This window comes from Neptuniibacter sp. QD37_6 (genome assembly GCF_047778085.1).
In the GTDB taxonomy this organism is placed as follows: Bacteria; Pseudomonadota; Gammaproteobacteria; order Pseudomonadales; family Balneatricaceae; genus Neptuniibacter.
This window is the reverse complement of record NZ_CP180550.1, coordinates 2466237-2489017: the sequence shown is the minus strand read 5'-3', so window position 1 is coordinate 2489017 and position 22781 is coordinate 2466237. Positions and strand designations below refer to the sequence as shown.

The 22781-nt window shown below is 41.4% G+C and carries 25 protein-coding genes; 14 read left to right on the top strand and 11 right to left on the bottom strand.

Annotated elements, in window-relative coordinates; genetic code table 11:
• Positions 1 to 8: 8 nt before the first annotated feature.
• Positions 9 to 806, bottom strand: a complete 798-nt coding sequence (locus tag ACMXYO_RS11880; RefSeq protein WP_415885319.1) for a substrate-binding periplasmic protein — start codon at positions 804 to 806, stop codon at positions 9 to 11.
• 417 nt (positions 807 to 1223) lie between these two features.
• Between ACMXYO_RS11880 and ACMXYO_RS11875 the strand changes: the two genes are divergently transcribed.
• Positions 1224 to 2336 carry an ABC transporter substrate-binding protein gene (locus tag ACMXYO_RS11875; protein ID WP_415885318.1) on the top strand — a complete coding sequence of 371 codons (1113 nt, stop codon included), beginning with the start codon at positions 1224 to 1226 and terminating at the stop codon, positions 2334 to 2336.
• 177 nt (positions 2337 to 2513) lie between these two features.
• Positions 2514 to 3086 (top strand): YdeI/OmpD-associated family protein, encoded by a 573-nt coding sequence (locus ACMXYO_RS11870; RefSeq protein ID WP_415885317.1) that lies wholly within the window; start codon positions 2514 to 2516, stop codon positions 3084 to 3086.
• Positions 3087 to 3216: 130 nt separating this feature from the next.
• Here the strand turns inward: ACMXYO_RS11870 and ACMXYO_RS11865 are convergent, their stop codons facing one another.
• Positions 3217 to 4911 carry a methyl-accepting chemotaxis protein gene (locus tag ACMXYO_RS11865; protein WP_415885316.1) on the bottom strand — a complete coding sequence of 565 codons (1695 nt, stop codon included), beginning with the start codon at positions 4909 to 4911 and terminating at the stop codon, positions 3217 to 3219.
• Between the two features lie 582 nt (positions 4912 to 5493).
• On the opposite strand from ACMXYO_RS11865, the gene ACMXYO_RS11860 reads away from it, so the two are divergent.
• The 5 genes from ACMXYO_RS11860 to ACMXYO_RS11840 all read left to right on the top strand — a co-directional run bounded on the left by ACMXYO_RS11860 (position 5494) and on the right by ACMXYO_RS11840 (position 9274).
• Positions 5494 to 5739 (top strand): DUF2164 domain-containing protein, encoded by a 246-nt coding sequence (locus tag ACMXYO_RS11860; protein WP_415885315.1) that lies wholly within the window; start codon positions 5494 to 5496, stop codon positions 5737 to 5739.
• A gap of 58 nt (positions 5740 to 5797) precedes the next feature.
• The gene (locus ACMXYO_RS11855) at positions 5798 to 6562 is read left to right on the top strand and encodes a substrate-binding periplasmic protein (RefSeq protein ID WP_415885314.1); all 765 of its coding nucleotides are present in this window, start codon (positions 5798 to 5800) and stop codon (positions 6560 to 6562) included.
• 259 nt (positions 6563 to 6821) lie between these two features.
• Positions 6822 to 8003 carry an acetyl-CoA C-acyltransferase family protein gene (locus tag ACMXYO_RS11850; protein WP_415885313.1) on the top strand — a complete coding sequence of 394 codons (1182 nt, stop codon included), beginning with the start codon at positions 6822 to 6824 and terminating at the stop codon, positions 8001 to 8003.
• 219 nt (positions 8004 to 8222) lie between these two features.
• A complete protein-coding gene (locus tag ACMXYO_RS11845; protein ID WP_415885312.1) occupies positions 8223 to 8804 on the top strand; it encodes an NAD(P)H-dependent oxidoreductase in 582 nt (193 codons plus the stop codon).
• A gap of 41 nt (positions 8805 to 8845) precedes the next feature.
• On the top strand, positions 8846 to 9274 hold the full coding sequence (locus ACMXYO_RS11840) for a DUF6010 family protein (RefSeq protein ID WP_415885311.1): 429 nt from the start codon (positions 8846 to 8848) through the stop codon (positions 9272 to 9274).
• Positions 9275 to 9296: 22 nt separating this feature from the next.
• On the opposite strand, the gene ACMXYO_RS11835 is transcribed toward ACMXYO_RS11840, so the two are convergent.
• Positions 9297 to 9974 carry an FMN-dependent NADH-azoreductase gene (locus tag ACMXYO_RS11835; protein ID WP_415885310.1) on the bottom strand — a complete coding sequence of 226 codons (678 nt, stop codon included), beginning with the start codon at positions 9972 to 9974 and terminating at the stop codon, positions 9297 to 9299.
• Between the two features lie 118 nt (positions 9975 to 10092).
• On the opposite strand from ACMXYO_RS11835, the gene ACMXYO_RS11830 reads away from it, so the two are divergent.
• Together ACMXYO_RS11830 and ACMXYO_RS11825 are read left to right on the top strand one after the other, a co-directional pair.
• Positions 10093 to 10941 (top strand): LysR substrate-binding domain-containing protein, encoded by an 849-nt coding sequence (locus ACMXYO_RS11830; RefSeq protein ID WP_415885309.1) that lies wholly within the window; start codon positions 10093 to 10095, stop codon positions 10939 to 10941.
• 131 nt (positions 10942 to 11072) lie between these two features.
• The gene (locus ACMXYO_RS11825; protein WP_415885308.1) at positions 11073 to 11885 is read left to right on the top strand and encodes a fatty acid desaturase; all 813 of its coding nucleotides are present in this window, start codon (positions 11073 to 11075) and stop codon (positions 11883 to 11885) included.
• A gap of 92 nt (positions 11886 to 11977) precedes the next feature.
• Here the strand turns inward: ACMXYO_RS11825 and ACMXYO_RS11820 are convergent, their stop codons facing one another.
• The gene (locus tag ACMXYO_RS11820; protein ID WP_415885307.1) at positions 11978 to 12154 is read right to left on the bottom strand and encodes a CCGSCS motif protein; all 177 of its coding nucleotides are present in this window, start codon (positions 12152 to 12154) and stop codon (positions 11978 to 11980) included.
• A 129-nt stretch (positions 12155 to 12283) separates the two neighbouring features.
• Here ACMXYO_RS11820 and ACMXYO_RS11815 point away from each other — a divergent pair, with 129 nt between their 5' ends.
• Positions 12284 to 12913, top strand: coding sequence for a pyridoxamine 5'-phosphate oxidase family protein (locus tag ACMXYO_RS11815; RefSeq protein WP_415885306.1), 630 nt, complete (start codon positions 12284 to 12286; stop codon positions 12911 to 12913).
• A 161-nt stretch (positions 12914 to 13074) separates the two neighbouring features.
• Positions 13075 to 13494, top strand: coding sequence for a cytochrome b562 (locus ACMXYO_RS11810; RefSeq protein WP_415885305.1), 420 nt, complete (start codon positions 13075 to 13077; stop codon positions 13492 to 13494).
• 75 nt (positions 13495 to 13569) lie between these two features.
• Here ACMXYO_RS11810 and nrtS read toward each other — a convergent pair whose 3' ends face one another.
• Complete coding sequence (gene nrtS / locus ACMXYO_RS11805; RefSeq protein ID WP_415885304.1) at positions 13570 to 14655, bottom strand: nitrate/nitrite transporter NrtS; 1086 nt, start codon at positions 14653 to 14655, stop codon at positions 13570 to 13572.
• A gap of 280 nt (positions 14656 to 14935) precedes the next feature.
• Between nrtS and hmpA the strand changes: the two genes are divergently transcribed.
• The 3 genes from hmpA (at position 14936) to ACMXYO_RS11790 (ending at position 18827) form a co-directional block, all read left to right on the top strand.
• Positions 14936 to 16141 (top strand): NO-inducible flavohemoprotein, encoded by a 1206-nt coding sequence (gene hmpA / locus ACMXYO_RS11800; protein WP_415885303.1) that lies wholly within the window; start codon positions 14936 to 14938, stop codon positions 16139 to 16141.
• Positions 16142 to 16674: 533 nt separating this feature from the next.
• The gene (locus tag ACMXYO_RS11795) at positions 16675 to 17454 is read left to right on the top strand and encodes an alpha/beta hydrolase (protein ID WP_415885302.1); all 780 of its coding nucleotides are present in this window, start codon (positions 16675 to 16677) and stop codon (positions 17452 to 17454) included.
• A gap of 149 nt (positions 17455 to 17603) precedes the next feature.
• A complete protein-coding gene (locus ACMXYO_RS11790) occupies positions 17604 to 18827 on the top strand; it encodes a diguanylate cyclase (protein WP_415885301.1) in 1224 nt (407 codons plus the stop codon).
• Between the two features lie 27 nt (positions 18828 to 18854).
• On the opposite strand, the gene ACMXYO_RS11785 is transcribed toward ACMXYO_RS11790, so the two are convergent.
• The 6 genes from ACMXYO_RS11785 to ACMXYO_RS11760 all read right to left on the bottom strand — a co-directional run bounded on the left by ACMXYO_RS11785 (position 18855) and on the right by ACMXYO_RS11760 (position 22608).
• Positions 18855 to 19064 (bottom strand): hypothetical protein, encoded by a 210-nt coding sequence (locus tag ACMXYO_RS11785; protein WP_415885300.1) that lies wholly within the window; start codon positions 19062 to 19064, stop codon positions 18855 to 18857.
• A 209-nt stretch (positions 19065 to 19273) separates the two neighbouring features.
• Entirely contained in the window at positions 19274 to 19753 is a 480-nt protein-coding gene (locus ACMXYO_RS11780) for a DoxX family protein (RefSeq protein ID WP_415885299.1), read from the bottom strand.
• Between the two features lie 15 nt (positions 19754 to 19768).
• The gene (locus ACMXYO_RS11775; protein ID WP_415885298.1) at positions 19769 to 20551 is read right to left on the bottom strand and encodes a putative DNA-binding domain-containing protein; all 783 of its coding nucleotides are present in this window, start codon (positions 20549 to 20551) and stop codon (positions 19769 to 19771) included.
• A complete protein-coding gene (locus ACMXYO_RS11770) occupies positions 20541 to 21452 on the bottom strand; it encodes a DUF692 domain-containing protein (protein WP_415885297.1) in 912 nt (303 codons plus the stop codon). Before ACMXYO_RS11770 ends, ACMXYO_RS11775 begins: the two co-directional genes overlap by 11 nt.
• Before the next feature lie 27 nt (positions 21453 to 21479).
• Complete coding sequence (locus ACMXYO_RS11765) at positions 21480 to 21767, bottom strand: DUF2282 domain-containing protein (RefSeq protein ID WP_415883922.1); 288 nt, start codon at positions 21765 to 21767, stop codon at positions 21480 to 21482.
• Positions 21768 to 21819: 52 nt separating this feature from the next.
• Positions 21820 to 22608: a YHS domain-containing (seleno)protein gene (locus ACMXYO_RS11760; protein WP_415885296.1), complete on the bottom strand. Its 789-nt coding sequence runs from the start codon at positions 22606 to 22608 to the stop codon at positions 21820 to 21822.
• Positions 22609 to 22781 lie beyond the last annotated feature (173 nt).

The window sequence follows — 22781 nt, the reverse complement described above, 5'->3', positions numbered from 1 at the left end:
GATGGATATTATTCATAGTACTTTTTCTCAAGCTGATCGATAAATCCTGAATCATCAAGGAATTTTAATGCTTCTTGTAGTTTATGGGGCAGACTATCAGGTATGAGTATGTCAGGATCGTTATTGATGGAGAGGGGTAAATTAGATTTATAGTTAGGGTTGTCGACGCGTTGATAATGTGGAGATAACTTAGAAAAACCTAAGTACATAGGTTCTTCTGCGGAACAGCAGGGATGTAATTTAATTTTAGTATTTGGATATTTTTTAAGGTAATAACGGATAGTATTACTTTGATAAAGGTAATAATCAGCTCTCTCTTGTTCAAGCATCTCTAGTGCACGTGGTAAATCTAGGTTTTCTATAACTCGTATTGTTATCTCATGAGATGCTGCTCCAAACGTAGGGTTACCGTTGGCTGCTAACATTGAGTGCCCTCGCATATCCTCTATATGGTTTACTTCAGGGCTTTTAATATGTGAGATAACTTTCAGACTTGTGGTCAGACCGTTCTGGATATAAAAAGTGTAAGGTTGGCGATCTAAGGAAAAGTTAAACCCGGGATAAAAGTCGATAATACCTTCCTGCATTGCATGAAGAATGCGTTTTTTTTGCAATCTTATTACTTCCAGCTTGCAACCAATGAGAGAGCTCGCCTTGGAATAGAGATCGTTATACAGGCCAGAATTATCAGGTGCTTTTTGGATAAGTGGCATTCTCTCGCTGGTGCGATAGCCCATCGTCAAAGTACATGCATTGGCGAGAATCGGAGTTAGCGCTATTAATAGAATACAAAAACGTTTGATCATACAGCCGATCTTTTCTTTTAAGTCTAGTTTCTTTAGACAAAATGAAAAACTAGTTACAAGGCGGTAGTAGTATAGATAGAGGATCCAGACCTACCTCTATCAGGTTTTCCTGATATCGTCCTTTATCTTTGGCAGAGTTTCTTGCCACTAATAGAGCCTTGTTTAATTCCTTAATTTTTTGACAGCCCAGCCTACACTCACAATACTTAACGTTGTAGATGGCCGTATAACTGATATGGGTAATTGTAAAGGACTCACAAAATAGAAAGGTATGAACTCTGCATTTCAATCTTGTCTATCTAGCTCCCAATTAAAGTCCATACGCCCTAAGGGCTTCCAACCCGAAACTCATTACTTTTTAGCTGGTTAGCCCTCACCATTTCACAGTGAAGTGATTCATTTTATATGAGGCACGACATGTTCCAGCTACTACATAAATTCAGCTTAATTTTCTTGCTCTTATCATTAATCACAGTAGCCCCAGCCACTTATGCTGAAACATTCAAAGTTGGATACTTTATCTCTCGAACGGCAGATGACATGTTTTACGGGCCTGTTGTTGGTTTTATGCAGGCAGCTGCAGATGATTTGGGTGTCGAATTACACATAATAGAAGCCAATGATGACCATTTATTAGGTCATGAGAAGGCGAGGGAACTACTGTTTCCAACTCCTCAACTCGACGCAATTATCGCGATTAGCGTTAAAGAAAGCGGCGCAAGAATTCTTAAACTTTCTGAACAGGCGGGCGTGCCTGTGCTCATCGAAAATTCAGCTATTCTGGATAAGGCCATAGGATCGCCTAGACAGTATTTTCAAAATTACATTGGTGAAATGCTTCCGGATGATGAAATGGCTGGCTACGAGTTAGCTAAATACCTGATACAACGTAGCAGTAAATCTTCTGAGGACGGTGCGGTGAATATGGTTGCGATTAGTGGCCCTTACGGTACCTCAGCCAGTATTCAACGAGAACGAGGCTTGCAACGAGCGATTGAAGAATATTCGAAAACAAATTTGCTCCAAATTGTGAGGGCTAACTGGGAAAGAGGCCGTGCACGTAGGACATTTAATAAGCTTATCCTGCGTTACCCCAATGTAGATGCAGTGTGGACAGCAAGTGACGGTATGGCTTTAGGTGTTTTTGATGCATTAACAACGCTCGCTCCAAACTATAGGAAAAACATTCTTGTGGGCGGTGTTGATTGGTCTAGAGAAGGCGTAGAGGGTGTTGACCTTAACCAAATTCAAGCGACAGCTGGAGGTCACTTTATGGAGGGCGCTTGGGCGTTGGTCGTTGTTTATGATTTTTTGAACGGCCATGACTTTATGGATAGTGAAGGGCTTAAGATGAAAACAAATATGAGCTTGATTACGAAAGAAAATTTTGAAGATTATGCTCCTCTGATTGAAAAAAATAATTGGAAGAAAATTAACTTTAAGTCGTTCTCTAAAACCCATAACCCTGAAATAGCGCAATATAATTTCGAACTCAAGGCCGTATTAGATGCGCTTGATTTAGAGCCGTAATATTCGATTTAAGGTAGCTCATTCCTTTTAATATCTAGTCTCAATGTTTATCTGATTGAACTCATTGTTTGCAGTATTGAAGGTAGTAAAATTCAGTGTCTAGACTCTATTTCACTTCTATAGTGAAACTCCGTAAGATCCTGATTTTCAAAACTCTTCAATATTTGAGCTTTACCTATGACCGAACCTGATCCCAAGAAAGTTAAGTCCTTTGCTACCGCTGAAGAGTTGGGGCAATGGTTGCGAGATAACCATGCCTCTGAAACTGAGTTATGGGTAAATATCTATAAAAAGAAAAGCGCTATTCCGAGCGTGACTTGGGATGATGTAGTGATTGAGTCGCTGTGTTGGGGGTGGATCGACGGCATTAAAAAGTCGATTGATGAACAAGCTTACCTGCAACGGATTACACCAAGGAAAGCGAAAAGTGTGTGGTCGAAACGAAACCGAGATCATGCCGAGCGTTTGATTAGTGAAGGTCGTATGACTGAAACGGGGATGGTCCAGGTCAATACGGCTAAAGCTGATGGTCGCTGGGAAAATGCTTATACCGCCAGCGAAATGGAAGTGCCTGAGGATTTTATTCAAGCGCTAGAAAGTAACTTAGAGGCGAAAGCGTTTTATGAAACGCTGACTAAATCAAGGCGTTATGTCATAGCGCATGGTTTGGGCAGTGCTAAAAAGCCTGAAACTCGCCACCGTCGATTTGATAAGTATATGGATGCGCTTACTCGTGGTGAGTATCCATAATTATTATTGTCGAGAAAATTCTTGAATTGTTGGGTTACGCTTCGCTAACTCAACTAACACTCTATGCAGCCACTAGCTAAAAGCCAGATAACTTCATAAAAGAGTTTATCTGGCTTTAGCCTTAGGTTGCTTAAGTCCTTAGTTCGGATACTAAGTGGTTTAGTTGTAGTAGCTCGTTACTCACTTCTTTGTTGATATGAGAGGTCTGGTTGGCACTGTCATTGGTACTGCTAGCGTAAAGAGTAATACTCGAGAGGCTAGCGTGTATCTCTTTGACTACCGCTGACTGTTCTTCAGCCGCTGCTGCAATCTGAGTATTCATTGCTGCCATACCTTCTACTGCTGCCGATGCTTCTTCTAGTTCAGCAGCCGTATGATTTGCCTGCTGGATACAGTGACCTGCGTTTTCTTGGCCTTTTTGCATTACAGAGATAGCACCATTGGTTGCAGATTGAAGGTTTTCTAACAGCTCTTGAATATCTTCTGTGGAGGATTGAGTACGTTGAGAAAGAGAGCGTACTTCATCAGCTACGACCGCAAAGCCACGGCCAGATTCGCCTGCACGTGCTGCTTCAATCGCGGCGTTAAGAGCAAGTAGATTAGTTTGTTCTGCAATTCCGCGGATATCATCCAATACCTCACTGATGCGGTTAGTTTCAGAAGCAAGTGAAGTCAGTTGAATAGATGCGCTTTCGACATTGCTATTAAGCTGTTCGATTGCTTGTTGGTTTTGCTTAGCGATTCCAGAGCCGGATTGGACCTTTTCTAGTACATCGCGGCCAAGTTCTGCTGCATGGTCAGTCGATTGCGCAATTTCAGTGATACTACCCGACATCTGTTCTGCGGCTGTGGCGGTTTGTTCAGTTTCACGCTTTTGTTGTTCGACTTGGTCACGAGTAGTATCCATTAGAACAATAGATTGTTCTGATCGTTGCACCAGTTGAGTCGACGTAGAGCGGATGGTGCTAACCATGTTGCCGAGTTTCTCCATCAAGCGGTTAAACGCAGCAGCTGCTTCAGCTGTTTCGTCTTGACCTGTTACAGGTAGACGCACAGTCAGGTTACCATCCCCATCAGAGATCTCTTGCAGGCGATCACGCATATTGCTCACAGGGCCAGTAATGGTTCGGGAGATAAGCAAGGCTAGGGATACGCCTAAAATTAGAGCTACCACAAAGATAATCATGATCAGCTTTTGTGCTTTAAGTTCGTCGTGTTCGGCACGCTGAGTGGCTTCAAGGGTAAAGGCTTGAATCTGATCAAGCGCATCTACCAATTCGTGATCGATTTTATCTTCGAGTTCAAAAATATGGTCGGCTGAAGCAATTGCAGATGCGGCGTAACCATCTTTTACCTTTTGGAATAGTGATAGTGTCAGTTCATCATATTTGGCGTGGTTTTTGTCTATGTCCAAAATTGTTGTCAGTAAAGATTCAAATTGTTCTTTGGCTTCTGCACTATGTGCTTTGGTAATCGCATGCTCAAGTAGCTCTTCTAGTTGCTTGAACTCCAGATCAACTTTATCTGCCAAAGAGTGGAATGCCTTTGTCGTCGTCAGCATTTCTTGTGAGCGATCGTCACCGTACTTTATTGCGGTTGCGTAAGAGAGGCTGCGCTCAAAAAGAATGGCTTGCTCTAGTTGATGCTGAGCCACTTTTGACAGCATATTGGTTATTGGTAGGTCTTCTTCTGCTACTTCGATTAACTCGATACCAATCTTGTTCATCTGGTAAGTAGCAACACCACCTAAGGTGAGAATAAGTAATAAGTTTATCCCTGCTAACAGGGCTATCCGCGAAGAAATTTTGAGTGAGCTTAGCAACATCTAAATGCGCTCCCATTCTTAATTATGCACTTGTGATTTTTGTGAGTTTATAATTTTTATAAACCTTGTTTTTCGAATGGCTTTTCAAGGCTAAGTCATTGCAAAATATAGGTTTATTTATTTTTTAGAGTTTTTGAATATAACAGAATAATTGTTTCAAAATATGTATATTTACAAAGAAATCTATATTTTTTTGTTAGTCTTTTAGCTATTGGTCATGATGAGCTGAGAGGTGCACAAATAAAGTGCATGTACCTAGTTTTTTTCTGTGTGATTGCTCAAGTTTGATGCTGGAAATTATCATGGCTGGAGAACGTTTCAGATGTTGTTCTGCTGCTCCAATAGACTTGGGGTAAATCGTTTATGGCAGCGAGAACCCTAGTATCATCGATTTCATCGTTTTCAGTTAGTTTGGTCATTCTGCTAATGGCAAAAGTCACTCTGTGGGAATGTTTTTATGCATTTGCGTTATTAATCTTCGTAACAGGTTAGTATGGCGGGATCAATATATTAAATCTTATTGCCCTTGGATGGATTAAGATTGTTCATCTCAGTTGTTGTTAGCTAGAAAGCAAAGGACTTATGAAAGATATAAAGCTATCTCAAGATCAAACAGATCGCATGGTGCGTAAGATTAAGCGGTATTTTGCTGATGAACTGGATCAGGATATAGGTAGTTTTGAAGCAGAGTTTTTGATCGATTTCTTTGCTAAAGAGGTTGGACCTCATTTTTATAATCAGGCTTTAGCTGATGCAAGCCGGATATTTGTGGAAAAAGCTGAAGATGCGAGTTACCTAGTTCAGGAACTTGAGAAACCCAGTATTTAATTAACACTTAGACAGGGTCTATATATTGCGTCGTTTTGAATAGGTCTAAAATGAAAGTATGAAATACGTATTCATTTTCTTTTCTCTTTTACTGTTCCTTCAGGGCTTCGCTAGAGCTGAGAACTCGTTATTAGTAGAAGAGTCAAAATCTCTCTCTACTGAGAGCCTTGAGCCAATTATTATCAGGACTATTGGCTTTCCCCCTTATGGTATTGAAGGCCCGTCGAGTACGGGCGGTATCTATTATGAGATGGCAAATATGTTGGTCGAACAGGCTGGCTATCATCCTGAAAACTCAGTTGCGCCTTATAGTCGAATAATCAGGGAGTTAAAGTCGGGTAAGGCTGATATGACTATCATGTTTAAATATGAAGAGTTAAAAGAATATGTCATCTATGTAGCTCCTTTACCTGCTCTTCAGACTGTGGTTATTGGATTGAAGGGAACAACGTTTGAATCTGTGCATAGCTTGAAAGGCAAGGAAATTGCCTATCTACGAGGGGCAAAGTTCAGTGCCCAAATTGATAACGACCCTGAAATTAGAAAGTACAGCACAGTCGATTTTGCTCAGGGTGTAAAGATGCTCAAAAGGGGACGAGTTGATGGCATTATAGGGCCAATCGATCCCATTCTGAGTGCTGCGAAGCAATTGAATGAAGATAGAAATTTGTTTGGCGATCCTTTGGTTGTTAATGAAAATACACCATGGGTGCAAATCTCAAAAAAAAGTAGAGATAAACTGTCTATCGAAAAGTTAAACGAAGCATTTAAAGAACTTCAATCTGAAGATGTATTAAACGCTCTTAGGCGCAATTATCTGTAAACACAGATTAAGTCTTTTTATTCATATCTTTTGAATGTCTGTTTTGTGGTTAGCCAAATAATAATGGCTAACCATTAGTCATTAGCCCCCTATACCTATGGTTGATTGTTTTTTATTCACAACACGGTGATATTGTGTTTATTCGATTTGCCTAAATGAGCTGTTGCTCACTTATTCAAAAAGATGGGACAACGATAAGCCGGTAGTTAATTTCTGCGTGAAGTTACGGGCGATATAACAATATGGGGAATGATCAATCATGACTAAAGAAGTTGTAGTTCTTAGTGCTGTACGTTCAGCAATCGGTGCATTCGGCGGAAGCCTAAGTACTATGGAGCCGGCTGAGCTGGCAGGTCAGGTAATGAAGGAAGCGGTTAATCGTTCAGGTGCTGACCCAGAGAAAATTAACTACGTGACTGTAGGTAACTGTATCCCTACGGAATCTCGCTACGCTTATGTAGCACGAGTTGCTGCGATTCAGGCAGGCCTGCCGATGGAATCTGTAGCGATGTCGGTTAACCGTCTATGTTCTTCTGGTTTACAGGGTATTGTAACCACTGCTCAGCAGATCATGCTAGGTGATTGCGATTACGGTATCGGTGGTGGTGTAGAGGTTATGTCTCGCGGTGCTTATCTATCCACAGCGATGCGCTCTGGTGCTCGCATGGGTGAAACTACCATGCTGGATTCTATGGTATCTGTACTGACCGATCCATTTGGTGCAGGTCACATGGGTATTACTGCTGAGAACTTGGCAGAAAAGTGGGATATCAGCCGTCAAGATCAAGATGAGCTAGCTGCTGAATCTCAACGTCGTGCGGCTGTTGCGATTGAAGAAGGTCGCTTTAAGTCTCAGATCGTACCTATCGTGCAGAAGACACGTAAAGGCGAAGTTGTTTTCGATACGGATGAACACGGCAAGCCAGGCACAACGGCTGAGAAACTGGCAGGCATGCGTCCAGCATTTAAGAAAGACGGTACGGTAACGGCGGGTAACGCATCGGGTATTAACGATGGTGCTGCATTCTTCGTACTAGCTTCTGCAGAAGCTGCTGAAGCAGCGGGTCAAAAGCCGATCGCTAAGATTAAGTCTTACGCAGTGGCGGGTGTATCTAACGAGATTATGGGTGAAGGCCCAATTCCAGCAACTAAGCTCGCTTTGGAAAAAGCAGGTTTGAGCTTGGATGATATGGATGTGATCGAGTCTAACGAAGCGTTTGCCGCTCAGGCGATTGCGGTTGCTAAAGGTCTAGGTTTGGATATGCAGAAAACTAACCCGAACGGTGGTGCAATTGCATTAGGTCACCCTGTAGGTTGTTCTGGTGCATTCATTGCAACTAAGGCTATCTATGAGCTGGAGCGTATCGAAGGCAAGTACGCACTGGTAACTATGTGTATTGGTGGCGGTCAGGGTATCGCAGTAATCTTTGAACGCGTTTAATCTTTGATTAAATAGCGAAACCTTACATTCGGGTTTATTACCGAATGTAAGGTTTTTTAATGCCTTCTTGGAAGTCACTATTCTCACCGAATATATCTTTTCTAATTTATCCTCTCCCCGTCACTATTTCTAACGCTTTTCTTGTGCTTTAACGACTGTAAATAACATCCAGATCGCTCTAGGATTTGCGCATCGCTGTAATAAGTTAAGGAGAGTTACGTGAAGTGTTTGGTAGTTCTGACCCATCCGTTGAAGGATAGCTTGTGCCATCATTTTTGTGATGAAACGGTGAAGCACTTAACCGCAAAGGGCTATGAGATTACGCTACTCAACCTTTACGAATCGGATTTTGAGCCCGCGCTTAAAGAGGATGAGCGTCAGAGTTACTATACAGATCAGTTTGATGACTCTCGATTAAAAGCGCAAATACAGCAATTGAAAGAAGCTGAATCCCTAGTACTGATCTTTCCTACTTGGTGGTTTGGTTTTCCGGCAATGTTAAAAGGCTGGTTTGATCGGGTTTGGGCACCGGGTTTCGCTTACAATCATGCCAAAGATCTGGGCGCTATTCAGCCGCGTTTAGATAATCTTAAAGAGGTGAAAGTGGTGACTACTCTGGGTTCGCCATGGTGGGTCGATCTGTTCATCTTGCGTCAACCGGTTAAGAAGGTTCTTAAAATAGCTTTGTTAGGTGCGTGTACTAAAGGCTGTAAATTCCAGATGCTGTCGTTTTATAAAAGCGAAAAAGCTTCCAAAACTCGTGTAGAAGCTTTTGTTAATAAGCTTAAAGCTAAGTTTTAGCTGATTTTCTAATATGTAAACCGTTTGGTGGTAAGTGCTATATGGAGCATATCGATACGATTCTGTGGCTAATATTCGGTTTAGCGGGCGCTGGACTCTTAATTAAGTTCGCACAAGGTAGAGAAGAGCAAGAGCAGATTAATATATTTGGTATAGCGCTAGTCGTTGCTGCGCTAATTTATATAGGTTTTGCTGTGTTCTATAGTGCGAGTACGACTTGGTTATTTATCGAAGCCATTGGCGTGTTGGTATATGGTAGTTTCTACCTATTGGCTAAACGCTTTGGACTTCATTTTTTAGCGCTGGGTTGGTTAATGCATCCCGTTTGGGATGGTGGATTGCATCTAGTTGGAGCAGGTGGACACTTTGCACCTGAGTGGTATGCCGTTATGTGTATTTCGTTTGATTTAGTTGTGGCGGCGTATCTGTTCCGAAAAAGCGCCTTGTTTAAAGGCGCTGGTCAAAATTAGGTGTAACTATTTCGAAAAAACTCTAAACCATAGTCGTTGCATAGGTTTCGGCTATGGATTGCGCAAGTTCGACAGCTCTAAGTTGCGCCGCTTCTAATGATGCTTTATGACGCTGATCCGAGAACTCCTGATACTCACTGCTGATCTCATGGAACTTTTCAGCGCCAAGATAAGGACTGAGCTGCTCAATATGCGGTGATAAATGGTTTAGGTGGGCTCGTTCCTTACCTTTTGCAAAATCAAATTCGCCCCAGGATGTGCATAGGATTAGCTGCTTACCACTGAGGATAGGTTCAAGTGGACAATCACCTCTAGCTAGATCGAATGAGAAAGTTTTATTTATGCGTATGATTTGATCAAACCATGCCTTTAATACCGCGGGCATGCCGTAGTTATACATAGGTGATGAGAGCACAATGATATCTGCTTGTTCTATCTCTCTGATGTATCGGTCGGATTGCTCTAAGGCTTTATTCTGTTCAGCTGTAGGTACTTCTGAAAAGCATGCCGCAATCCACTGTTCATTGATGAATTCTGGTGGTTTCTTGGCTAAGTCCCGATAAATAACCTCACAATTAGGGATCATTTTTTTAAAGGTGGTTACTGAAATGTGGGCTATATGGCGTGAAATAGATTGATGTTTTTCGCCGTTGGGTTGCCAGCCTCGTGCGCTGGCATCTATATGTAGGATGGTTGGCATCGGGAACTCCGTGAATATTTTATTTAGGCTGATTTTCCCGCTCCGGTCGCTAGATTGACAAACGAATAGTTGCTGCTTATAAGTAAGTTTTATTCATCTATAGGTTTGGGTATAGATCATGTTAGGTCAGCTGCCACCATTAAATGCGATCAAAACCTTTGCCATTGCTGCGCAATATTTGAGCTTTAAACAAGCGGCTAAGGTGCTTAATGTCACGCCCACTGCAGTGTCGCATCAGATTCGAAGTTTAGAAACGCAGTTAAATGTGACGTTGTTTGAACGTAAGGTACGGAGCATTGAGCTCACGCCTGAAGGGGCGAAGTTAGCTGAGACCTCTCTCTCTGTACTCAATCAATTGCATATGTGTTTAGAGGAGATTAAAACACCGAGTAACAGGGTGACGATCTCTTGCTGTACCTCATTTGCGAGTTTATGGCTGGCGCCACGCCTTACCGAATTTAATCTAAGATACCCTGATATCGAGATCGAAATCTGTGCGAGTAATACGCTGGTGGAGCTAGAGCATGATCGGAGAATTGATATAGCGATACGCTATGGCTTGGAGAGTGATGATCCGCAGGAACGACTGTTAGCTCAAGAACAGTTAGCTTGTTATGCCAGACAGGATTTCTTAGATCAGCTAGCAGATAATCCCAATATATTTGTTACGGAGTGGGAAGATGATTTCCTCGCTAATATTGAATGGAGACCCCATTTCGATGAATTAACTTATACTGCTCGTAGCTTTAATCAGGAGCAGTTTGCATTACAAGCAGCGTTAGCTGGACAGGGGTATGCACTGATCAGTGATGTGCTGGCTGAAAGTACCTGTCAGCAAGGTTGGTTAGTTGAAGATAAAGGGATGCCACGGCTTAAGGGTTATAACTATTCTTACCGGCTCTCGCCTTATACTGAAGATGCCCACCAAGTGAGAATCTTCGCTAAGTGGCTTGAAGAACAGTTTTAACTAATAAAGTCGAATGTTTACTTAGATCAATAACCCGGCTTATTCAGCGGTGTTGTTAGTATTTCTTATATACAGTTAAGGCTGTTTCCTTTATGTTTGTCAGCCAATTTTAGTTCGGCGTGATATCTCTTATGAAAGATAGTGGTTTACTCGGGTTTAGGTATAAAGAAGACTGCTTGCCAGTGTTGATTATCTTGAGCCTGACTGTAATTGATTTTGTACTTTACTTTACAGTGAGTGACCCTATTGCGCTGACGCTTTACTATCTATTGATGATCATTCCAAAAGGGGTGATCTGTGCGTGGAATCACCACCATCAACACCTTTTCACTTTTAGAAATAACGTTCTAAATCGCGTATTAGAGTTTGTTTATGCTTTGCATACCGGGGTAACGACGCATTTATGGCGTTTACACCATGTTCTAGGCCATCACCTTAACTTTCTTGATCAAGAGAAAGATGAAAGTCGTTGGAAGCGAAAAGATGGAAAGCAGATGGGGGCTATTGAGTACACATTGAATGTTGCTTTAACGGCCTATAGTCGCGGTTATCAAGTAGGTAAAAAGCATCCTAAGCAGTTGTCTACCTTTTTGACTTATACCGCAATTACCTTCGCTATTGTTGCGGTATTGGTTTGGTATAACCCTGTTGCGGGCTTGTTGTTGTTTGTTTTACCGATGATTACCAGTTTGTTGTTTACCTCCTATGTGACTTATGAACATCACTCTGGTTTGGATACAGATAATGAGTTTGAAGCTTCCTACAATAATCTAAACCCACTTTTTAATCGCCTAACTGGAAACCTTGGTTACCATACAGCGCATCATCATAAGCAGGGTGTGCATTGGTCAAGATTGCCAGAACTGCATGCGAAGATAGAACATCAAATTCCAGAAAACCTCTATCGCAAGTCCATCTTAACTCGCGTTCTTTTAAGAGGCTGAGGGTACCTTGCAGTCTTATCGCTGCATCTATCGTATTTATAGGGTGTAACCTCGGCTAAGGGAACCGAGGTTACCGCATTGTTAGTACAGTTTTATGAGCATGAGCCGCAGCACACACCTGGCTGACCGTGTTTACCTTTCTTCTCATTCGATTCTTTACTGTTACCATCACCTTTAGCAGCTACTTCTACAGCGGATGCTTCTTTTGTTGTTGCAGTTTCAGCAACGTCTTTATCTTTCTTAAACAGGCTTTTTAGTAGAGATGACATAGGCATACCTTTATATAGCATTAAATGTATTTCTTTTACATGTTATGGTTCCATAGTATTCTAGTCAACTATCAAGATGAAGATGAATGGTGATACCTAGTCTAAATCTGATATTAAGGGGAGGGGATTATGGAATTTGAACAGATTGATTCGGTAGAAAAGCTTAGAGAGTTATATGGTCTGCCGATGGAGCTAGTGATTAAAAAGCAAAAGACTCAGCTTGATAAATTTAGTCAGCAATTCATAGAGTTATCGCCTTTTATGTTGCTCGCTACATCGGATAATCAAGGCAACATGGATTGCTCGCCAAGGGGAGAACATGCTGGTTTTATTCAAATTTGGGATGACAGTACGATTATTCTCCCAGATCGCCCCGGCAACAATCGCTTAGATAGCTTAAGTAATATTATTGAGAACCCACATGTTGGACTTTTGGTGTTAGTGCCTGGGTTTAGTGAATGTCTTCGTGTTAATGGCACTGCCAAAATTGTTACGAATGCTTCTGTATTAGAGCGCTGTGAGCATCAAGGTAAGTTGCCGAAATCCGTCATCGTTATCTTTATCAAAGAGATCTACTTTCACTGTGCTAAAGCGATTACGCGTTCTAAGTTATGGGAAGCTGAATCGAGAGTTGATCGGAATATCATGCCAAGCTTGGGTAAGATTCTAATGGCACAGATTGATCCGTCTAAATCAGCCGAAGAGGTAAAAAAGGTAGAGGCTATCATCGAAGATAGGGTTAAAAATACCTTGTACTAAACCAGATAATATCTGCATGGACGCAGGATTTTACTTTTCCGATTCAAGCTTCACGATCTCGAAGCGCGTTTAACATGACTACGCTTTGATTCAGCCTAATCGTCAGATCTGATATATTACCTGCTCGGTAAATATCTTGATGTTATGTAGGTTGATTTTTTATGAAGTTCTCTGCTTTTAAAACGTTATTTAGTTCTTTGTTAGTTGCTGTGATGTTCACAACAAGTGGGTATGTAAGTGCAGGTAACCCGCTAACTTTAAAACAGACCATGAAAGAGATGCGTCTGCAGTATAAAGAAGCGATGGTGAGTAGCTCGGCAGAGGGTTTTAACCAACGAATGGATATCTTTAAAGATCATCTAAAAAACGCGCAGGCTTATGACTTTTCGCCTGAGCGCAAAGTGATCTCTCTTGAAGGTTTGAAAAAAGTAGAACAGCTGGTAAATGGGATTCCAGTTGCGACGACGGATAACCTAAAGCAGGTTCAGAAGCAGCTTGAAGCAGTGGATGAACTACGTAAGGAATATCACAAGAAGGCGAAGCCAAGTAAGTGGGAGCTGTTCCTTAGCATCTTCGACTAAGGCTGATTAACTCCCCAATTTAATCTGACAGTAGCTCACCCCTGTGTGCGCTGTCAGATTAAGTTATCTTTCAATCTAAGCGATCTTGAGCTTAGATGACATCGTAGAACTCAGATCCACCATCGACGCCCCAAACGCAATGTTGGCTGCAGAGCCATCAATCGCTTTTTGTGCATCGCCTATCACCGCTTCAAATTGTTGAGAAATCTCCTGGAAGTTTTCTAGCTCTTCTGAGGTGCGCTCATTGATTGCTTGAATATGGCTGAATAACGTATCGATTTTAGATAGTGTTTCATCGGTTAAAGAAGACATGCCATTCTCTGTACCTGTACTCACGGTTTTTAGTGAGTTGTTTACTGTGCGCTCGATCAGTTCTAGTTGAGTTTTAAGACGGATCTCATGTTGTTTCAGGTTTTCTAGATTCTGATCGATATCCTGTGCATTTTCGCGCGAATGCTGTGCCAGTGCTTTTACTTCATCAGCTACTACGGCAAAGCCTTTACCTGCTTCTCCTGCTCGAGCTGCTTCAATAGCAGCATTCAGGGCAAGTAGGTTAGTTTGCTCTGAGGTGGTTGTAATTGCAGACGCTAGCGAAGAGATACCTTCAAAGGACGCTAGAAATTGCGCGATCTCATGTTTAAGCGATTGCGAGGCATCGGAAAATTGATGGATTTCGTTACCTAGTAGAGAGGTTTGATCCATCAGTTTTCCGAAATTAGATTGAATCCCCCCAAGGTCATTTTCACTCCCTTCTAGCGTTTGGCCTATACCGTTTAATTCTTTTATAGAGGAATTAATGCTGGTGGAGAGTGACTGTAAAAATGCGAGTCGCTCAGTGGAGGCTATATTTACCTTGGTCGCGTTGCTTAGCACTTTTTGGGCAAAGTTGGTTAATGAGTTCAGTTCATTCCCAACTAAGCGTTGATGGTTTATTACTTCTGGGCAAGGTTTTGGTTCTGGCCGACTACGGATGATTAACCAGCTGCTAAATAGCGATACCGAGAAGGGAACGCAGTAGGTCAGGCTCACTTTGAGCCAATTAACATAGTATCCAGCAAAAAACTGATCGCCCTGATTAATTAGGTTGAGTAGCGTGCCTACAACAATGGCAATGATGGATGATCTTATAAGGGTGGGTTTAACCCAGTTATCGTTATTCAAGAATCTATCCTCTTCTTCAATATGATGTTATTTCAAGTAAGAAATTTCTGCTCCATCCGTAGATCAATTCGTTCCTTTTTAGTCTTTGCCTTTAGGTGTTTAGGGTATTTGAGCTATTAAAGTTAAAAATAATCAGGTTAACTTTCTGATTTAAAAGACTTTTTTCTATAAATTCTGAAATCGTCCTGAAATTTATAACGTGTATTGTATTTACATCTTAATGGTCCATCTATAAGATGTATTAAAAATACATCTAAAAGGCGGCAAAGAGGTATTAGTTGTGAACCCAACATCAATAGCCATCGTGAAATCAACTGTTCCGCTTATTCAAGAAGTAGGTACTGATCTGACCAAGCACTTTTATGGTCTTTTATTTGAAGAGAACCCGGAGCTTAAAAATGTCTTTAACATGGTGAGCCAAGCTAACGGTCGCCAACAATCCACGCTAGCATCATCAATTCCTTCGTATGCAGCGCATATTGATAAATTGGAAGCCATTGGGCCGGAAGTGCACCGTATTGCAGCGAAACACTTTAGCTTAGATGTTCAACCAGAACATTATCCGATTGTGGGTCGAAACCTATTAAAGGCGATTCGTGAGGTATTAGGTGAAGATATTGCCACTGATGAAGTGATCGATGCTTGGGCTGAGGCTTATGAGTTATTAGCCAGTATCTTAATCGGAGCGGAAGCTAATCTGTATGACAGCTCGCTAGAGGATCAAGGCTGGTTAGGGTTTAAAGACTTCAGCGTAGTGAAGAAGGTAAAAGAGAGTAGCGAAATCACCTCTTTCTATTTAGCGCCACTAGATGACAAACCGTTACCTAAATATAAAGCGGGTCAGTTTATCAGCGTGAAAATCAAGGATCCCGATCTAGAGTTTACCGAGATCCGTCAATACAGCTTGTCTGACGCTCATAGTGAAGATGTCTATCGAATTTCGGTAAAAGCAGAAACTAGTGGTGATGAAAATACGCCAGATGGTTTGGTTTCTAATCATCTACATAGCAAGGTCGAAGAGGGGGATATCGTTCCTGTTCATATGCCTGGTGGCGAGTTCTTTGTAAAAGACAATAACAGGCCTGTTGTACTGATTAGCGGAGGTGTGGGTATCACGCCCGTATTAAGCATGCTTAATGAGCTTATTTTAAAACGAGATTCTCGAAAAATTAGCTGGTTACACGGTACCCGTTCTAAAGATGTGCATGCATTTGGTGGGCATATCAATATGCTGAAAAATGATCTGTCGAATCTTTCTACTGCTACTTTCTATGAAGATATTTACGGTGCAGAAAAAGGCAAAGATTATGACCATCATGGCTATATTACTGCTGACAAAATTAAGCAGTACTGTTCACTTGATGCAGATTTTTTCTTCTGTGGACCACTGCCATTTATGCATGCGATCCATCAACAGTTAACAGGTTTAAATGTTCCTGAAGAGCAGCTTCATTACGAAGTGTTTGGGCCAAGCTCAACTCTGTAATAGCTAGAAAGTTCTGCTCGCCAGGGTTTTGCTGCCAGTCGGTCATGTTGATGATGTCACATCGCTTTGCATCAGCATGATCGGTTAAAACTGAAACTCGCTCTATGTCCCTCAAGTAGAGCGGGTTAACTGGCGGGTATTTTTATTCATCCCCACCTCAGGCTAAGGTTCTTCTTAGCGTGTTTCGGGAGATCGCCGTGATCTCCCTTTTTTTGTATAGAAAAGTGGGACTATTCCACTATTACCTTTTTACAATTGATGTAAATTTGCCGAGAGCTGTAACTAAGCAGATCAAAATTTGACTGCTGTTGCCGGTTATACTGACAGTGTTCAGGTGAAGGGTGTGCTAACGACTACGAATTCAGCATACAGAGAATTCTTTTTTATAAGGGCATCGAGTGTTTTGCACAAGTTGATTTAACATTGGTGATGTTCAAGAGCGTTTACAAGCACATGATTGTTGAGTAGCAGTCTTTTGCTGATTGAATGAGTCTAATTAATCTTCTTCAAAGACGCATGACGAGTTTTGGCTTATGAAAAAAGCAGTCTTAAGATTATTATTTTTAGGTGGCTTTGGTTACATACTGATTTGCGCAGTTCTTTACTTTAATCAAGAAAACCTCCTCTATTTCCCTCAAGAACGTAAAGTTAATAGTGAAGAGCATACTCTGCTGATCCCGACAGAAGTGGGTCATACTGTTGTGACCATTGAAAAGAGGAACAGTGATAAAGCGCTTATCTATTTTGGGGGTAATGCTGAAGATGTTTCGCAACGCCTAGTTAAGTTTAAGCAAACTTTCCCTGAACACTCTTTATATCTCATGCATTACAGGGGGTATGGTAGTGATGGTTATCCACGAGAAGAGCCCATTTATCAAGATGCTCTTGTGTTGTATGAACACGTTGCCAAGGGTAATACTGAAATGGTACTGATGGGGAGAAGCTTAGGAACAGGTATCGCTACACGATTAGCAGCTGAAAAATCTCCTGAGCAACTTATCTTGATAACGCCGTACAGTAGCATTGAGGACGTGGCGAGTGAGCGCTATTGGGGACTCCCTGTATCGTTGTTACTCAAAGATAAATACTTATCTTGGCAATATGCTCCTGCGGTCAAATCAAAAACCGCTATTCTACTTGCAGGGGAGGACGCTGTGATACCTGAAGAGAGTGCGATGAAATTATTCAGCAGTTTTTCCGATGATGTAGCGACTATCTACGAGTTTGATCATGCTGGGCACAATAATATCTCATCCGACCCAGAATATTACCCATTGTTAAATACGCTTACTCGTAGATTTAGCCCGCATTGATGAGGTAAGTGTTAAATTGGTTATAGTGCTAATAGTTAGATATCAGGATCTAGAAAATCATAGCACTACAGCTGAATAGACTATACTAACCGTCTGAATATCATAGATTTATAACACCCACTGTAGGCATCTGTAGAGGGCACTTGTAAATGGAAAGGAATAGTTTTGTAGCGTCCTTGCTTGCGGCCTTACAATCTAAACTTGCCCGAAAAATAGCCTTTTTTGTTTTCTTATCTCTTATTGTCATAGAAATTCTTGTTCTCGTCCCGTCCTACCTTAAACGTGAAAGTGAGCTGGTTTATAAGCAAGAGCAGTTGGCTGATCTTGTCGTCAATAATATTTTTTCTCAACGGTCTATTCCTTTCGATCTGAGCTCAATTGAACAGCTAACCGCTTCTCTCTCCATGGATAATATTCTTGGTTTTAGACTTGAAGAGAACGAACAGTCAAAGATTAATTTTGGTGACTTAGAGGGGGTAGGCCCGATTTCAAATTTAACTTTACGTCGTTCTAGTTATTACCAGCGAGAGAATATGAAATTAGATATTCAATGGCTTTTAGACGTTCCGGAAGTTGGCAGTCGTCAGATCACTATGAGGTTAGATGTAGAGTTTATAAATACTGAATTACGAATGTATGTGTTTCGTATAGCGGGGTTGGTTCTTATCATTTCAGCCTTCGTGACTTTAAGCACCATGGCTGTGCTGTGGTGGTTAGTTTTGAATCCGATACTAAAACTTGAAGAACGGCTGAAAAATTTTTCTAACTTAGAAAAGGCAAGAAGTGATCTCTCCCCTGAGTTGGTAAGGGATGATGAAATCGGGGAGCTTTTTCTAGAATTTAGACGTATGAGAGAAAGGATTCTAGAGGCGACGGATGAGATTAGTAAGTTGGCAGTAACTGATCAACTTACAGGTTTACATAATCGAAGAAAGCTTGATGATGCAATGCTTTTGGAGATAGAACGAGTGAAACGCTATCAAAAACCTTTATCTATCATTATGTGTGATTTAGATCATTTCAAAATGATTAATGATACCTACGGCCATAAAACAGGTGATGATGTCATTGTTGCTACCGCTCATTTAATTAAAAAGGGAGTACGTGCTAGTGATATTGTCGGTCGTTGGGGTGGGGAGGAGTTCCTTATTATCTGCCCTCACTCTGATCAACAAGGAGCTATAGTTCTAGCAGAAAAGATCAGACTGGATATAGGAGCATATGAAGGTGAACCGAATTTAGTGATTACAGCAAGTTTTGGTGTTACAGAATATATTTCAGGTGAGGATAGCCAAGCGTTTTTATGCCGAGCTGATAAGGCCTTATATATTGCGAAGTCAGAAGGCCGAAATCAGGTTCGAGTAGATACATAGGTAGCCCTAATAAATAGAGATTACGTACTATTTGTAAACCTCGGCGAGCGTCGGTCTTTCATTCCTTGGGTATTCAAAAATAGAGAGTGAATTACCGTATTTTTCTTTTAGCTTTTCGACTAACTCTAGATCGGTCATTAAAGAATAGCTGTTCTTTACATCATCAGCGTTTTTAAAGTGGCGCCAGCCATTTGTGCTGAAAGAAGCGATGATCTCTAGATCATGTTTGATAACCAACTTTTGCCCAACATTTATTTGTAAATCCCGTAGCCTTTGTTGTTGATTGGGAGTCATTATAGCCAGTTTACTGCTGTCGAAAGGGGCTACACTTTTAAAGTTACTCCTACTGTCTATCGGCATAATTTTTTTACCTGTGTAATGGTTTAGTTCTGGGTAGGGATATAAGAGGAAGCATGAATTTTTACTTCCTCTGTGCCTAGTTCGTTCTAGGTGAGTATTTCTTTATTCATGTGCATTTTCGGATTTATTTTTCGGGCCACATTATCGAGTGCAATAGGGCCGGAACCGTAAATGATGATGTGAGTTAGAAGAAGGCCCCAAATGTAGTGCAAATAAAGTGCGGCTGGAGCTATTTCGATCAGGCTAATGACAGCGACAAGGTTTACGATAAATAGTCCTATGGCTGCAACGCGAGTTAATAATCCTGTAAATAATAATATGGGAAGAATTAGCTCGCTCATGGTTCCAAGAACAGCAGCTGGTTCAAATGACAGGAAAGGTACTTGATACTCCTCTTCAAAAAGAAATAGCGTAGTGTCCCAATCCTGTATTTTGGTTAAACCTGCATTGAAAAATACTTGGGCTATGTAAAACCGAGAAAATATAGATGCCACTATATGTGCTTTATTGAGTACTTTTTCGTGGTCTAAATAGTTTTGGTATGTGCTTCTAATCCAGTGAATCATTATGAGCTCCTTATCTTATCGCTTGCAGAGTTTTTTTAGCCATTGTTGTTCAATGGCTTCAGATAACCATTGGCTAAAGTCAAACTGATGGAATTGCTCTAGAAGATCAGAAAGTCTGTGGCCAGATTGTATGGCTGAGAACCATCGATACTCTGCTTCAGAGATTGATTTGATGCAGGGAAGATGGTCTTTTTGGTAGATCACAAACCAGTACGGTTTATCTTGAGGTATGAGAACAGTTAATAGGCTTTCACTGTTAAGTAAGTCTTTATTTCTGCCTGGCTGATGGAGTCGCCAAAGCTCATCAACTCTAATGGCACTTGTAAGCAGGTTTATATTTTCTCCTAGTTGGATATAAACCTTGCCTAAATCGGTGTCGGAGAGGTGAGAAAGTGAAGCAATATCAAGATTTGTTACTGTGCTTCTCGCCGCTTGCTTTAAATGCCATTCAAGCTTTGCGGTTGTTTCCAAATAAGGATGTTCTTGATGCAAAGGGCCTTTATTTATTAGAGCTGGTAAGCTTTTACCAAAGTCCGCCCAGTCACCGCTGTTAGGTAGTTCTATCTCTAGAAGCTGCTGAGTTAAAAGCCTCATGGTCTTAGGTCCAAGCATTTTTTCAATTACTGGATAGTTCATACACAGGGCTCTGGTTGCGGTAATTAATAGGTTGTTTCTATAGATTTGAATTCCTTGTTCCTCAGGGTGGAATGGATGTTCGGTGGAAGACTGAATGCCGCTGAATATCATATTGATAAGTGCTGCTTGGCGGTTATCTAAAGCAGTGCGTTCAGATAGCATGGGCAAACTCCTCTTTTGGAAGAGTGATATTTTGCATGATTGATTTTGCGTATTCTGCTTGTGCTAATAGTGCATGCCAGGAGGGTAGATCGTTATCCCATTCAATAAGGGTCGTAACCGGACCTGTTAATTGCAATGTGCTTTGGTATAACGCCCAACATTCGTCTGATACGGGCTGGCTATGATCATCAATGATCAATTCACCTTGCTTAATCGAGGTATAGCCTGCTAGGTGAATTTCACCTACGGCGTTTATGGGAATTTGATCTATCCAGTCTTCAGCATTAGTTAAAGCGGGGTGTTCACTGAAATTATGGGCATTAACAAGTAAGTTATTCAGATCCAATAACAGCCCACAGCCGGTCAAGTGTACTAATTGTGAGAGAAATTCCGTTTCGCTCATTTGTGAATGTGGAAAAGTAATATATGCGGACAAGTTTTCTACTAGGATTTGCCGACCGAGTAGTTGTTGTACTTGATCAATATTATCCGCCATAACCTTTAGGCTTGCTTGCGTAAACTCAAGCGGTAAAAGATCTCCTGCGTGCACTGATTTCCCATTTAAGTGGCTCCAAGTAAAGCAAGCGTGATCAGAGATTAAAATGGGGTGAATCTGCTGTGACAGGCGCTTTAAGCGCAGCAGATACTCTCTGTTTATCCCAATTGCTGAACCTAGACCCATCGATGTAGAGTGCAAACTAATTGGATACTGTTGTGCAATATCGTTTAATAGTTCAGGGATAATGCCTCCTTCGGCAAAGAAGTTTTCGGCATGAAGTTCTACAAAATCAATGGACGATGTTCCGAGTAATGCCTCCTTATAATGCTGGTGGCGTAAACCCACACCGACCATCGCTTTACAGGTTTCTTTGGTAAATTTATCCGTGTAGAGGCAGGACATCTTTGTTCTCCTAATGAGTGTATTTCATTACGATTTTTGCTGTTCGGCGTAACGTTTTTTAGCTTCAGCTTTCAATAGGCCTCCCATCTCTTTACACGTACCTTTTGCGACAAGTTTCCATTCACCTGGGTCGTTATCGGTTTTGGACTGGCCTGCACATGAATGTGTGCCGGCTAAATTGCCACAATCATTTTGGCCCGCAAGTGCAACGCCGTAGCACTTTTCTTTACCTGCAGCGTGAGCAGAGGGAAGGGTCGCAATGGTTGAAAGAGCGACTGCTAGAGCGGTTGTTGCTACATGTTGTTTATTGTTCATTTTGGTTTTCTCCTGTTCCTTTGAACTCATGTAAATACGGGGGCACTGTTAATTAATCTTCTGCGTTTGCTTGAGCGATTGTTAGGTCTTCAATGCCACGCCAAATGCGATCTGCAGTTTTTAGGTGACCTGGAATATCAGTCAGCCATTTTTTCTGCACATCTTTATTTAAATTGAGGTAAAGCTTGTGGTCCTTGATATAGAAAGCACTTGGGTCTACGTCTAGCTTCTTGTTAAGTGCTACACCCATTGCACAGTAACCACCAAATTGTGGAGCGTATTTAGCTGCATTTGCTTTAAATAGATCGCGGTTTGATTCATTACTGAAACGATAGATCGCCCCTTCATGCGTTGCGGTGAATTTAGCTGAGCCTTCAATCGCTTGGTTTTGTGTGAAATATGCAACTGGGTCGTAACCTTTGATCGCTAAATCGTTGGTTCCAATATTGATTGCTTGAGCAAAGCTCATACTGCTCATTAATAGTGCGCCCGCTGTAGCAGCCATTTTCAGTGCTTTTGTAAATTTCATTTGGTTTTCCTCTATCAGCATTAAATGAACCTCGACGAATTCTGGTTCTAACTGAATGTTGGGTTTTGAGGGAAGGTTAGGACGAACAGGCAAACAGTAAGCCGCTAACAGTCCTGTAAATGGAGTTGATGCTCCAAAACTTGGTTGGGGTATTGTTTTACGAATTTCTGCTTTAGAAACAGGAGAGATTAAGGCACCACATATCAAGCTGGAGATCACTGCCTTGTTTAGCCGAGATTTAGCAAATTTAGATAATGTGCTGACTGAAGATAAGTTAAATCCGCAGAATAGAGTTGAAACAACCTGATTCATAAATCCCTCCCTAAAGTAGAACGCTTTGTCTACTTAATAAAATAGACAGGTTGGTCTACCTGTGTCAATCAATTTTTTATACAAATTTTCAAACAGGCAGGTTGGTCGTTTGGAAAGAGCCCTAAAACGCCGTTTATGATTCTAGTAACCGGTAGACAAACCGTACTACTTTT

Bases quoted from the DNA above. Each gene is read 5' to 3' on its own strand.
- ACMXYO_RS11880 (WP_415885319.1), bottom strand. From the start codon at position 806: ATGATCAAACGTTTTTGTATTCTATTAATAGCGCTAACTCCGATTCTC.
- ACMXYO_RS11875 (WP_415885318.1), top strand. From the start codon at position 1,224: ATGTTCCAGCTACTACATAAATTCAGCTTAATTTTCTTGCTCTTATCA.
- ACMXYO_RS11870 (WP_415885317.1), top strand. From the start codon at position 2,514: ATGACCGAACCTGATCCCAAGAAAGTTAAGTCCTTTGCTACCGCTGAA.
- ACMXYO_RS11865 (WP_415885316.1), bottom strand. From the start codon at position 4,911: ATGTTGCTAAGCTCACTCAAAATTTCTTCGCGGATAGCCCTGTTAGCA.
- ACMXYO_RS11860 (WP_415885315.1), top strand. From the start codon at position 5,494: ATGAAAGATATAAAGCTATCTCAAGATCAAACAGATCGCATGGTGCGT.
- ACMXYO_RS11855 (WP_415885314.1), top strand. From the start codon at position 5,798: ATGAAATACGTATTCATTTTCTTTTCTCTTTTACTGTTCCTTCAGGGC.
- ACMXYO_RS11850 (WP_415885313.1), top strand. From the start codon at position 6,822: ATGACTAAAGAAGTTGTAGTTCTTAGTGCTGTACGTTCAGCAATCGGT.
- ACMXYO_RS11840 (WP_415885311.1), top strand. From the start codon at position 8,846: ATGGAGCATATCGATACGATTCTGTGGCTAATATTCGGTTTAGCGGGC.
- ACMXYO_RS11835 (WP_415885310.1), bottom strand. From the start codon at position 9,974: ATGCCAACCATCCTACATATAGATGCCAGCGCACGAGGCTGGCAACCC.
- ACMXYO_RS11830 (WP_415885309.1), top strand. From the start codon at position 10,093: ATGTTAGGTCAGCTGCCACCATTAAATGCGATCAAAACCTTTGCCATT.
- ACMXYO_RS11825 (WP_415885308.1), top strand. From the start codon at position 11,073: ATGAAAGATAGTGGTTTACTCGGGTTTAGGTATAAAGAAGACTGCTTG.
- ACMXYO_RS11820 (WP_415885307.1), bottom strand. From the start codon at position 12,154: ATGTCATCTCTACTAAAAAGCCTGTTTAAGAAAGATAAAGACGTTGCT.
- ACMXYO_RS11815 (WP_415885306.1), top strand. From the start codon at position 12,284: ATGGAATTTGAACAGATTGATTCGGTAGAAAAGCTTAGAGAGTTATAT.
- ACMXYO_RS11810 (WP_415885305.1), top strand. From the start codon at position 13,075: ATGAAGTTCTCTGCTTTTAAAACGTTATTTAGTTCTTTGTTAGTTGCT.
- ACMXYO_RS11795 (WP_415885302.1), top strand. From the start codon at position 16,675: ATGAAAAAAGCAGTCTTAAGATTATTATTTTTAGGTGGCTTTGGTTAC.
- ACMXYO_RS11790 (WP_415885301.1), top strand. From the start codon at position 17,604: ATGGAAAGGAATAGTTTTGTAGCGTCCTTGCTTGCGGCCTTACAATCT.
- ACMXYO_RS11780 (WP_415885299.1), bottom strand. From the start codon at position 19,753: ATGATTCACTGGATTAGAAGCACATACCAAAACTATTTAGACCACGAA.
- ACMXYO_RS11775 (WP_415885298.1), bottom strand. From the start codon at position 20,551: ATGCTATCTGAACGCACTGCTTTAGATAACCGCCAAGCAGCACTTATC.
- ACMXYO_RS11770 (WP_415885297.1), bottom strand. From the start codon at position 21,452: ATGTCCTGCCTCTACACGGATAAATTTACCAAAGAAACCTGTAAAGCG.
- ACMXYO_RS11765 (WP_415883922.1), bottom strand. From the start codon at position 21,767: ATGAACAATAAACAACATGTAGCAACAACCGCTCTAGCAGTCGCTCTT.
- ACMXYO_RS11760 (WP_415885296.1), bottom strand. From the start codon at position 22,608: ATGAATCAGGTTGTTTCAACTCTATTCTGCGGATTTAACTTATCTTCA.